Origin of the sequence: Leyella stercorea (genome assembly GCF_021531355.1) — a bacterium.
Taxonomy (GTDB): domain Bacteria; phylum Bacteroidota; class Bacteroidia; order Bacteroidales; family Bacteroidaceae; genus Prevotella.
Genome location: NZ_JADYTS010000088.1, coordinates 1 through 10,935, shown reverse-complemented (window position 1 = coordinate 10,935; position 10,935 = coordinate 1). Strand labels below are relative to the sequence as shown.

8 protein-coding genes and 1 pseudogene are annotated in these 10,935 nt (G+C 46.5%); 8 read left to right on the top strand and 1 reads right to left on the bottom strand.

Annotated elements, in window-relative coordinates; genetic code table 11:
* Positions 1-226: 226 nt before the first annotated feature.
* The gene (gene rpsA, locus I6E38_RS13110) at positions 227-1,996 is read right to left on the bottom strand and encodes a 30S ribosomal protein S1 (RefSeq protein WP_235394419.1); all 1,770 of its coding nucleotides are present in this window, start codon (positions 1,994-1,996) and stop codon (positions 227-229) included.
* A 259-nt stretch (positions 1,997-2,255) separates the two neighbouring features.
* On the opposite strand from rpsA, the gene ftsY reads away from it, so the two are divergent.
* The 8 genes and pseudogenes from ftsY to I6E38_RS13070 all read left to right on the top strand — a co-directional run bounded on the left by ftsY (position 2,256) and on the right by I6E38_RS13070 (position 10,870).
* Positions 2,256-3,212, top strand: coding sequence for a signal recognition particle-docking protein FtsY (gene ftsY, locus I6E38_RS13105; protein WP_235394418.1), 957 nt, complete (start codon positions 2,256-2,258; stop codon positions 3,210-3,212).
* Between the two features lie 14 nt (positions 3,213-3,226).
* The gene (rimO, locus tag I6E38_RS13100; RefSeq protein WP_235394417.1) at positions 3,227-4,528 is read left to right on the top strand and encodes a 30S ribosomal protein S12 methylthiotransferase RimO; all 1,302 of its coding nucleotides are present in this window, start codon (positions 3,227-3,229) and stop codon (positions 4,526-4,528) included.
* A 27-nt stretch (positions 4,529-4,555) separates the two neighbouring features.
* Positions 4,556-4,816, top strand: a pseudogene (locus I6E38_RS13095) (HU family DNA-binding protein); the annotation flags it as partial.
* A gap of 1,440 nt (positions 4,817-6,256) precedes the next feature.
* Positions 6,257-7,324, top strand: a complete 1,068-nt coding sequence (serC, locus tag I6E38_RS13090) for a 3-phosphoserine/phosphohydroxythreonine transaminase (RefSeq protein ID WP_235394416.1) — start codon at positions 6,257-6,259, stop codon at positions 7,322-7,324.
* Between the two features lie 43 nt (positions 7,325-7,367).
* On the top strand, positions 7,368-8,285 hold the full coding sequence (locus tag I6E38_RS13085) for an NAD(P)-dependent oxidoreductase (protein ID WP_235394415.1): 918 nt from the start codon (positions 7,368-7,370) through the stop codon (positions 8,283-8,285).
* Positions 8,286-8,297: 12 nt separating this feature from the next.
* The gene (locus I6E38_RS13080) at positions 8,298-9,545 is read left to right on the top strand and encodes a DUF1015 domain-containing protein (protein ID WP_235394414.1); all 1,248 of its coding nucleotides are present in this window, start codon (positions 8,298-8,300) and stop codon (positions 9,543-9,545) included.
* A 151-nt stretch (positions 9,546-9,696) separates the two neighbouring features.
* Positions 9,697-10,296, top strand: coding sequence for an IMPACT family protein (locus I6E38_RS13075; RefSeq protein ID WP_235394413.1), 600 nt, complete (start codon positions 9,697-9,699; stop codon positions 10,294-10,296).
* A gap of 322 nt (positions 10,297-10,618) precedes the next feature.
* Positions 10,619-10,870 (top strand): hypothetical protein, encoded by a 252-nt coding sequence (locus tag I6E38_RS13070; protein WP_235394412.1) that lies wholly within the window; start codon positions 10,619-10,621, stop codon positions 10,868-10,870.
* Positions 10,871-10,935 lie beyond the last annotated feature (65 nt).

The window sequence follows — 10,935 nt, the reverse complement described above, 5'->3', positions numbered from 1 at the left end:
TTATTCATGGCACAAAGGTATAAATTTTCTATAGAATCAAAGCGTCTTCCCCCTAGTTTATCGGGTGAGCCATTTGCAGTGTGTAGAGTATGAAATAATGGATGCAAATATGTGGTATACGAAAAAAGGTCGCAAACAAGCGGGCTTGTGCCTACTTATTTGTGACCTTGTTATTTATTGATCGATTTGAATAGTCAAATCTTCAGATGCAAGTTCTCTGCTACGATTACTCGCCCTTCTCCATCTTGGCCTTCAATGCTGCGAGAGCGTCGAGGTCACCGAGAGTTGTTGAAGCGGCTACGTTGTTGATAGCAGGAGCAGCCTCCTTCTTAGCGGTGTGCTTGCGAACCGGCTTAACCTCTTCCTTGCCTGCCTCGAATGTGCGGCTGTGTGAGAGGATAATGCGCTTTGTCTCCTTAACGAACTCGATTACCTTGAACTCGAGCTCCTCACCAAGCTGTGCCTGTGTGCCATCCTCCTTAACGAGGTGCTTAGGAGTAGCGAAGCCCTCACCACCCTCGTTGAGAGTGATAACAGCGCCCTTGTCCATCATCTCAGTAATCTTGCCGGTGTGTACTGAACCCGGAGTGTAGAGAGACTCGTATGTGTCCCAAGGATTCTCCTCAAGCTGCTTGTGGCCGAGGCTGAGACGACGGTTCTCCTTGTCGATTTCGAGAACAACAACGTCGATGCTTGCGCCTACCTGTGTGAACTCTGAAGGATGCTTTACCTTCTTTGTCCAAGAGAGGTCAGAGATGTGGATGAGTCCGTCAACACCCTCTTCGAGCTCTACGAAGATACCGAAGTTAGTGAAGTTGCGAACCTTAGCTGTGTGCTTGCTGCCTACAGGATACTTAACCTCGATAGCCTCCCATGGATCTTCCTTAAGCTGCTTGATGCCGAGAGACATCTTGCGCTCTGCACGGTCGAGTGTGAGGATAACTGCCTCTACCTCGTCGCCTACGTGGAGGAACTCCTGAGCTGAACGGAGGTGCTGGCTCCAGCTCATCTCTGAAACGTGGATAAGACCCTCAACGCCCGGAGCGATTTCTACGAATGCGCCGTAGTCGGCGATAACAACTACCTTACCCTTAACGTGGTCGCCTACCTTGAGGTTCTCGTCGAGAGCATCCCATGGGTGCGGAGTGAGCTGCTTCAGACCGAGAGCGATACGCTTCTTCTCGTCATCGAAGTCGAGGATAACAACGTTGATCTTCTGGTCGAGAGCTACAACCTCGTGAGGATCGCTTACGCGGCCCCAAGAGAGGTCTGTGATGTGGATGAGTCCGTCAACACCGCCGAGGTCAACGAATACACCGTAAGAAGTGATGTTCTTAACAGTACCTTCGAGAATCTGACCCTTCTCGAGCTTGCTGATGATCTCCTTCTTCTGTGCTTCCAACTCAGCCTCGATGAGGGCCTTGTGAGAAACAACTACGTTGCGGAACTCCTGGTTGATCTTAACAACCTTGAACTCCATTGTCTTGCCTACGAATACGTCGTAGTCGCGTATTGGGTGAACGTCGATCTGGCTGCCCGGAAGGAATGCCTCGATGCCGAATACGTCAACGATCATACCACCCTTAGTGCGGCACTTGATGTAGCCCTGGATAACTTCCTCATTCTCGAGAGCTGCGTTAACGAGCTCCCAGCTCTTGCTCAGGCGAGCCTTCTTGTGCGAGAGAACGAGCTGACCCTTGCGGTCCTCCTGGTTCTCTACGTAAACCTCAACCTTGTCGCCTACCTTGAGGTCTGGGTTGTAACGGAACTCAGATGCAGGGATGATACCATCGCTCTTGTAGCCGATGTTTACGATAACCTCTTTCTTGTCTACAGAGATTACTTCGCCTTCAACTACCTGGTGCTCTGACACCTTGTTGAGGGTTTCGTCGTAAGCCTTCTCAAGCTCCTGCTTGCTTACCTCTGAGCTGCCACCGTTCTCAAACTCGTCCCAGTTGAAGTCTGCCAACGGCTGTACGTTCTTTAAATCTGACATAAAAAATTAAATGTTAAAAATGTAATTAATAAAGTTAGACTTTATGTGAATTAAAAATCAGTGTGCAAAGTTAGACATATTTTCTTAAAACACAGATACTTGTGAGTGATTTTGATGTACGGTTAATAATAATTAACGTTTTAAACCTTCTAAAAAAGCTTCTATTTTAAGTGTTGTAGTGCATAGTACCTTAATTATTAAACGAAATGCTTTGTTTTCTGCTTATTTTAAATTAACTTTGCAGAAAATATAACGTTATATGGGAATTTTTGGATTTTTTAATAAGAACAGAAAGGAAGTCCTCGACAACGGACTCGAAAAGACAAAGCACAGCGTTTTTGACAAGATACAACGTGCTGTGATGGGTAAGTCGACGGTTGACGACGAGGTGCTCGACAATCTTGAGGAGGCTTTGATTACATCGGATATCGGTGTGGAGACCACGCTGAAGATAATCAAGCGAATTGAGGAGCGTGTGGCTCGTGACAAGTATGTGTCGACATCAGAGCTTAACCGAATAATGCGCGACGAGATTGCTTCGCTCTTGACCGAGAATCATACTGGCGACAATGACGACTGGGATTTGCCTACAGAGCACAAGCCATATGTGATTTTGGTTGTCGGAGTAAACGGAGTTGGTAAAACCACGACCATCGGCAAACTTGCCTATCAGTTTAAGAAGGCAGGCAAGAAGGTTTACCTTGGTGCTGCTGATACCTTCAGAGCAGCTGCAGTAGAGCAGATCTGTATCTGGGGTGAGCGTGTCGGTGTGCCGGTAGTTAAGCAGCAGATGGGTTCTGACCCGGCTTCGGTGGCTTTCGATACTTTGTCTTCGGCTAAGGCTAATGGTGCCGATGTTGTTATTATAGACACAGCTGGACGTCTGCACAACAAGGTGGGACTGATGAATGAGCTGAAGAAGATAAAGGATGTGATGAAGAAGGTGTTGCCCCAGGCTCCTGACGAAGTGCTCTTGGTGCTTGATGGCAGTACTGGACAGAATGCTTTCGAACAGGCCAAGCAGTTCTCGCAGGTGACACAGATAACTTCGCTTGCAATAACCAAACTTGACGGTACAGCCAAGGGTGGAGTAGTGATAGGCATCAGCGATCAGTTGAAGGTGCCTGTAAAGTATATCGGACTTGGCGAATCGATGGAGGCGTTGCAGTTGTTCAACAAGCGCCAGTTTGTCGACTCGTTGTTCAAACAGGATTAAGATAAAAGGATTAGATGAAGAAAGGACAGATAGATATCATAACGATGGGATGTTCGAAAAATCTCGTCGACAGCGAAACGCTTATGGCTAAGTTTGAAAAGGCTGGCTATAAGTGTACGCATGATGCAAAACGTATAGAGGGAGAGATTGTGGTAGTCAATACCTGCGGATTTATTGAAGATGCAAAGCAGGAGAGTATTGACACTATTCTCGAACTTGTACAGGCCAAGGAAGAGGGACGCATAGGCAAGTTGTTTGTCATGGGTTGTCTTTCGCAGCGATACAAGGAAGACCTTGAGAAGGAGATTCCTGAGGTAGACAAGTATTACGGCAAGTTTAATTACAAGCAGTTGCTCGTGGATTTGGGCGAACCGGAAACGCCAGTTGCTGAGTCAGCCCAACGTCATATTACGACACCGCATCATTATGCCTACATCAAGATAAGCGAGGGCTGCGACCGTCATTGTGCTTATTGTGCCATACCTATCATAACAGGCAGACACGTCAGCCGTCCAAAGGAAGAAATCCTTGCGGAAGTGCGCGAACTTGTAGAGCGAGGTGTTAAGGAATTCCAGATTATCGCACAGGAACTGACTTATTATGGTGTTGACATTGATGGCAAGCGCCATATTGCTGATTTGATAGCCGATATTGCCGATATAAAGGGTGTGAAGTGGGTGCGCCTGCATTACGCCTATCCCAACCAGTTCCCGCTCGAATTGCTCGACGTGATACGTGAGAAGCCTAACGTATGCAAATATCTCGACATCGCCTTGCAGCATATTTCGGATAATGTATTGACACGCATGCACCGCAATGTTTCCAAAAAGGAGACAATGGAGCTGATTGAGAAAATTCGTGAAGGTGTGCCAGGCATCCATCTGCGCACAACACTTATGGTAGGTTTCCCGGGCGAGACCGAGGAAGACTTCCGCGAACTTGTAGATTTTGTCAAGTGGGCACGTTTTGAACGTATGGGAGCTTTCGCCTATTCGGCTGAGGACGGTACGTATAGTGCCGAGCATTATGAGGACGACGTGCCTCAGGAGGAAAAGCAACGCCGACTTGATAAGCTTATGGCTGTGCAGCAACGGATTAGTGCCGAGGTGGAGGCGCTTAAGGTGGGCACTGTACTGAAGACTGTTGTCGACCGCAAGGAAGGTGACTATTATATCGGACGTAGTGAGTTCTGCTCGCCTGAGGTTGATCCGGAGGTATTGATAAATGCTGACCATCGTCTGCGTGTGGGAAGCTTCTATAATGTACATATTACTGATAGTGACGACTTCGACCTGTATGGTGAAGTGGTCGACTGACTGACGTTAAGCTAACCGAATGTCTATATGAACAACAAGGAATATATAGCCGAACTGTCCCGACATACGGGATTCTCGCAAGATGACACACAGCGCATGGTGCGTTGTGTGGTGGAATGTATGTCGCAGAAGTTTGATGAAGGCGTAGGAATCTCGATAGCCAATTTTGGAATCTTCGAGATAAAGAAACGTATGGAGCGTATCGTTGTCAATCCGTCAAATGGACAGCGTATGCTTGTGCCGCCAAAGATTGTTGTGGCTTTCAAGGCTGAGACATCGGTGAGGAAAACTGCTAATTCGGTTAATGGCGCTATTGACATTGCTGAGTTTTGTCAGACTTTGACCGAGCGCTACGGTTTGAACGACAATGATGCCTTGAGTTTTGTACATTTCATGTTTGAGACGGTCAGTGAAGAGCTTCTTGTACATCCCGATGGAACAGTGAAGATAAAAGGACTGGGTTCGTTTAAGACTGGTCGCAGCAAATTTGCGTTTACTCCGGAAGTGATGTTACGCGACCGCATCAACCGTCCATTCCTGCAGTTTGAGACGGTTGTACTAAACGATGGGGTGGATTTTTCTGAAATGGACGATGACGACTTGTTGGATTTGGAAGAAAACGAAGAGGAGTCTGTTGTTACAGAGTCTGATACGGATAGTCTTGAAGAAGCCAATGCTAAGGCGGAGACTGACGTTGTCGTGGCAACGGATTTGGTAGAGCAAGAGGTTTTGCATGATGATACTGATAAGCCAGAAGTTACACTTGGTGGTGAATTGCCAGAGGTTAAGGCTGAATCAGTGGAGGATGTTAAGGACGAGCAGGAGTTGGCTGATGGTAACACATTAGTCGAATTGTCTGCCGACGGTGAAGAAACTGCTGACGTGCAGTGTGAATGCAAAAAGGCAGATGCTGCTTGCGATCAGCCGGATAGCGATCAGTCGGAGCGTGAACGATGCCGTAAGATGGCAGAGCTGCTTATGTCAAAAAAGAATGAGCGAAAGGAAGAAGAGCCCAAAGTTGTTTGTCGGCAAAAGAATCCCAAGCTGACGTATTGGCTCTCAGCCTTGTCTTTTCTGCTGTTGATTTGCATAGGAGCTGGGTTGTATGCGCTTTATGTCAGAATAGAGGCGAGAAATCAAGCTATCGAGAAACTCGAGCAGCAAATAGATGAAAGAAAACAGGCATTGTCGAAGCAAGTGGTTGCAGATATAGATAGTGTGCAACCGGTTGAAAAGGTTGATAAAAAAGAGCCAGTCGTCGAGCTGAAGCAACATGTTCATACTGGTGTAACAGACTATAATTATGACGCAAGAGTGAGGACTGGTGCGTATGTTATAGTTGGCATAGACCAAGTGGTGACTGTCCAAAAGGGACAGACCCTTGCGTCTATCAGCAAGGGTTTCTTAGGTGACGGTATGGAATGCTATGTCGAAGTTTTGAACAAACGTACAGAGGTAAAACCTGGTGAAACATTGAAAATTCCCAAGCTTAAACTTAAGAAAAGAATCGGGAAAAATAACTGATTGTATGCAATAATCCACTTTCCTTATATTATTAATAAGGTGTAGATTGTTGCTATGTTGCTTTTTGTAAACAAAAGAGGGCTTAAACATGCTGTTTTTGTCCTTCTGAAATAAATAAGTTGGTTTTATTTGTTCTTCTCGAAAATAAATTGTAACTTCGCTATCGAAAGAACATTTAAATATTAACTTAATAACAAACAGCACATGAAGAAGTACAACTTTAACGCTGGTCCTTCAATACTCCCGCGCGAAGTGATTGAGAATACAGCAAAACAGATTTTAGATTTTAATGGCTCAGGACTCTCTTTGGCAGAGATTAGCCACAGAGCCAAGGACTTCCAACCCGTAGTAGACGAGGCTGTAGCCCTTATCAAGGAGCTTTTAGGAGTTCCCGAGGGATACTCAGTTTTGTTCCTTGGTGGAGGTGCATCGCTTGAATTCTGTATGGTTCCTTTCAACTTCCTTATCAAGAAGGCAGGTTATGTAAACACCGGTACTTGGGCTAAGAAGGCTATGAAGGAAGCAAAATTGTTCGGAGAGGTTGTAGAGGTAGCTTCATCAGCTGAAGCCGGCTACACATACTATCCGAAGGACTACGAATGTCCTGCTGATTTGGATTATTTGCACATCACTACTAACAACACAATTTACGGTACAGAAATTCGTAAAGACCCAGAAGTTCCAGTAAGACTTATCGGTGACATGTCGTCAGATATTTTCAGCCGCCCAATTGACGTGGCTAAGTACGACTGTATCTATGCCGGTGCTCAGAAGAACCTCGCAATGGCAGGTGTTACACTTGTTATTGTGAAGGACGAAGTGTTGGGCAAGGCTCCTCGTCAGATTCCTACAATGCTCGACTATCGCACACACGTAGAGAAGGGTTCTATGTTCAATACACCTCCTGTAGTGCCTATCTATTGCGCTCTTGAAACTTTGCGTTGGATTAAGAAGAACGGTGGAGTAGAGGAGATGGACCGTCGTGCCAAGGAGCGTGCCGAGATGCTGTATGCTGAAATCGACCGCAACAAGTTGTTCCGTGGAACAGTAGAGCCAGAGTCTCGCTCACTCATGAACATCTGCTTCGTTATGAACGATGAGTATAAGGATCTTGAGAAGCCGTTCCTCGACTATGCAGTAGCTCATGGTATGGTAGGTATCAAGGGTCACCGCTCTGTAGGTGGATTCCGTGCAAGCTGCTACAACGCCCTTCCGCTTGAGTGTGTAGAGGCTCTTGTTAAGTGCATGCAGGATTTTGAGGCAGAGCACTAATTGTAGTGTTTTCTTATCGTATAATTATTAAAAATCGTTTACTATGAAAATATTGGTGGCAACCGAGAAACCGTTTGCAGCAGCAGCCGTGAATGGTATTAAGGCAGAAATTGAAGGAGCAGGCAACGAACTTGTTCTCCTTGAGAAATATACTGACAAGCAGCAGCTTCTTGATGCTGTAGCCGATGCCGACGCTATGATTATTCGTTCGGACAAGGTTACTCCCGAGGTACTCGACGCTGCTAAGCAGCTCAAGATCGTAGTTCGTGCAGGCGCCGGATACGATAATGTAGACTGTGCTTATGCCAAGGAGAAGGGAGTAGTCGTAGAGAACACTCCAGGCCAGAACTCGAATGCTGTAGCCGAACTTGTATTCGGTTTGTTGGTTTATGCCGTTCGCAATTTCTATAATGGCAAGTCTGGCTCCGAACTCTTGGGTAAGAAGCTTGGTATCCTTGCTTTCGGCAATGTAGGCCGTAATGTGGCTCGCATCGCAAAGGGCTTCGGTATGGAAGTTTCTGCTTACGATGCTTTCTGTCCGAAGGAAGCTATTGAGGCTGCCGGTGTTACTGCAGTTGATTCGCAGGACGCTCTCTTCGAGAATTGTGATGTGGTTTCGCTCCATATTCCTGCTACTCCTCAGACCAAGCAGAGCATCAATGCCGCTCTTGTCGGTAAGATGAAGAAGAATGCTATCCTCGTTAACACAGCACGCAAGGAAGTAATCAATGAGCCTGAGCTGCTCAAACTTATGGAAGAGCGCACCGATATCAAGTACGTTACCGATATTATGCCTGATGCAGATGCTGAGTTCCGCAAATTTGAAGGTCGCTACTTCTCTACACCTAAGAAGATGGGGGCACAGACAGCCGAGGCCAACATCAATGCAGGTATTGCTGCTGCTAAGCAGATAAATGCTTTCTTCAGTGAGGGATGCACTAAGTATCAAGTAAACAAGTAACGATTAAATTTTATGGCTACAATAAAACCCTTTAAAGGACTGCGCCCACCGCACGATTTGGTGGAGCGTGTAGAGTCACGACCTTACGATGTCCTCAACTCGGAAGAAGCCCGTGCTGAAGCAGGCGACAACGAGATGAGTCTTTATCATATCATCAAACCCGAGATTGACTTCGAGCCTGGCGCCAGCGAGTACGACCCTCGTGTCTACAAGCAGGCTGCCGACAATTTCCGTAAATTTCAGGAGAAAGGTTGGCTTGTACAGGACGACAAGGAGCAGTATTACATCTACGCCCAGACAATGAATGGCAAGACACAGTACGGTCTCGTTGTAGGAGCCTTCGTCAATGACTATATGAACGGTGTAATCAAGAAGCACGAACTTACCCGTCGCGACAAAGAGGAAGACCGCATGAAGCATGTACGCGTATGTGATGCCAATATCGAGCCTGTATTCTTTGCCTATCCCGACAACAGCGTACTCGACGAACTCATCAACCGCTATGCCGCAACTGCACCTGTTTATGATTTCATAGCACCTATTGACGGTTTCCGCCATCAGTTCTGGACAATTTCCGATGATAAGGACATTGCTACCATCACAGAAGAGTTCCGCAAGATGCCAGCCCTCTACATAGCCGACGGCCATCATCGTAGTGCAGCGGCAGCCCTTGTAGGCGCCGAGAAGGCTAAGCAGAATCCGCAGCATGTAGGCAATGAAGAGTACAACTACTTCATGGCTGTATGCTTCCAGGCTTCGCAGCTTACAATCCTCGACTACAACCGCGTAGTAAAGGATTTAAACGGAATGTCGTCGGAGGAGTTCTTGAAGGCATTGGAGGCTGACTTCATCGTTAAGTGTGAGGGCGCTGACGAATACAAGCCACAGCATCTGCATGAGTTCTCGCTATATCTTGACGGCAAGTGGTACAGTCTTGAGGCCAAGGAAGGAACATACGACGGAACAGACCCAATCGGAGTGCTCGATGTAGATATCTCAAGCCGACTGATTCTTGACAAGTTACTTGGCATAACCGATTTGCGTTCGGACAAGCGTATCGATTTTGTCGGTGGTCTTCGCGGACTCGGCGAATTGAAGCGACGTGTGGATAGTGGCGAAATGCGTGTGGCATTGGCTCTCTATCCCGTCACAATGCAGCAGATTATGGACATAGCCGACAGCGGCAAGATTATGCCTCCTAAGGCTACATGGTTTGAGCCGAAACTACGCTCAGGGCTTGTTATTCACAAACTTGATTAATAAATTATTTTTATAATTGATAATTTTGTAATGGATAATTATGACTGCCGTTATTTGTTTGGTATATCATAATTATCCATTATCTTTTTCCCCATTTGTCGTTTATTTGTCTTACCTTTGCATATTATATTATTTACTGAACAACAAGCAAATGGAGCTGATAGACGAATATTTGACAATAACAGACAGCCCGGCAGAGGGCTTTTACAGTGAGAAGCGAAGCAAGTTTCTCGCCTTTGCCTTTCATGTCACCACCGAAGAAGAGGTGAAAAACATTGTTGCCGAACATCGCAAGAAGTATTACGATGCCCGCCATGTATGTTGGGCATACACCCTTGGAGCCGACCATTCGCAATTTCGCGCCAATGACGATGGCGAACCGAGCAGCACTGCCGGCAAACCGATACTCGGACAGATTACCAAAAACGACCTTACGGATATCCTCATCATCGTTGTGAGATATTATGGAGGAGTGAATCTTGGCACAAGCGGACTCATCGTAGCCTATCGCACAGCCGCTGCCGAGGCTATAGCCGCTGCCGAGATAGTGAAGCTCTACAAGGAAGAGGAGGTAGTCTACGACTTTCCCTATATAATGATGAACGACGTGATGAAGATAATCAAGGAGATGTCGCCCCGCATTGTAGGTCAGACTTACGACAACACCTGCGAGATTCGATTGTCGATAAGGGCATCGGAGGCTCCGATACTGAAAGAAAAATTAGAGAAATTGTCGTTCAAGGACGACTGAACCCAAAATCCATAGTCATTGTATCATGCTTCTGCCCAAAATAATCTGGACAATCTGTTGGCACCTCGTGTCACTGGTGTTTCTCCATCCGATGCCTATATCGGTTTGAGCAGAATGGCTGACGGAGAAATCAGACATTACAATTATGGTGAACATCCTGGGGAGTATAGACCTCTTTATCTGTCGAGCCGTGATAAAATAAAGCATATGCCATGCGCACAGATGGAGGACTCGGCCGATTGCTGTTCTTTTGGTGCAATACCACCCTTTTGCCCGAATTGCCTACCGCCAATGGTGTGTGGGATGATGTGTTCTTAATGATGTGGACGGAGCCTTATGGAATTTCCCTGCCACACGCAATGGAGAGATTGGTGTGCGTGTCAAGATGGCCGAATCGTCCAAGCCTATTCAGCTTATATTAAACAACCGTTGGTTTAATCCTACCGACAGTGTGTCCGCTGCCGAAGGATTATATGTTATTTCCATCAGTCGCAAGAATCTTGGCATCAAGGATAACCGCTGGCATGACATAGTGGTGAAATGGGAAGAAAACAAGAACGCATCTGTTTCCTGACTTCGTCACTCAAAAATGTCCATTTTGTAATTGGTTGATAAACAATATTTTGTATCTTTGCATAC